This window comes from Bradyrhizobium erythrophlei (genome assembly GCF_042430365.1).
Lineage (GTDB): Bacteria > Pseudomonadota > Alphaproteobacteria > Rhizobiales > Xanthobacteraceae > Bradyrhizobium > Bradyrhizobium erythrophlei.
Genome location: NZ_JBHMET010000207.1, coordinates 18,550 through 19,066 on the forward strand (window position 1 = coordinate 18,550; position 517 = coordinate 19,066).

The 517-nt window shown below is 57.3% G+C and carries 1 protein-coding gene; it reads right to left on the bottom strand.

The window, feature by feature from the left end; all coding sequences use genetic code 11:
* The coding region (locus ACFFWD_RS29330) for a hypothetical protein (RefSeq protein ID WP_376971258.1) at positions 1–194 on the bottom strand (194 nt) is incomplete at its 3' end.
* Positions 195–517 lie beyond the last annotated feature (323 nt).

Below are 517 nucleotides of genomic sequence, written 5' to 3' on the forward strand. Positions count from 1 at the left end.
TGGGCGGATTCATAAACTGATTTGCCCTTCTTAAGAACAGAAATATTTTTGACTTGGGCCCTTGCCCTGTCGGGCAAATCAGTGGCATGGGGCGGATGAGCCGCAAGGTCCAATCCGCCGCTCCAGTCGCGCGCGGATCGGCGGATTGCGGTGCTCCAATCGGAGAAGCGGACATCCGGGCTGGCCTTCAGCATGTCTGCTCAGGGCCTTGGTTGTGTAAAAACGCAGCGCCGAGCAAATTGCAGAAAAAAGTATTCCTTCGTAAGCACCACTCTGGGTGCGTGAGGAGCAAACTGAACTGCAGCGCCGCCGCATCTGAGAATCAGATTCTCTGCCCTCGGCGAGATTTCGCGTTTTCACACAGCCAGGGCCAATTGCAGACAAACTTTGCTGAAGAGCCTCGTCAAAAATCAGCGCCGAGGTCGTGCGTTACAGCCGCTACCGACCGCCTCGCCACGCGGTTAGGCGCGGGATCCAACGCGGCACATTGATGCGCAACGCTTCGTATTCCGCCCCG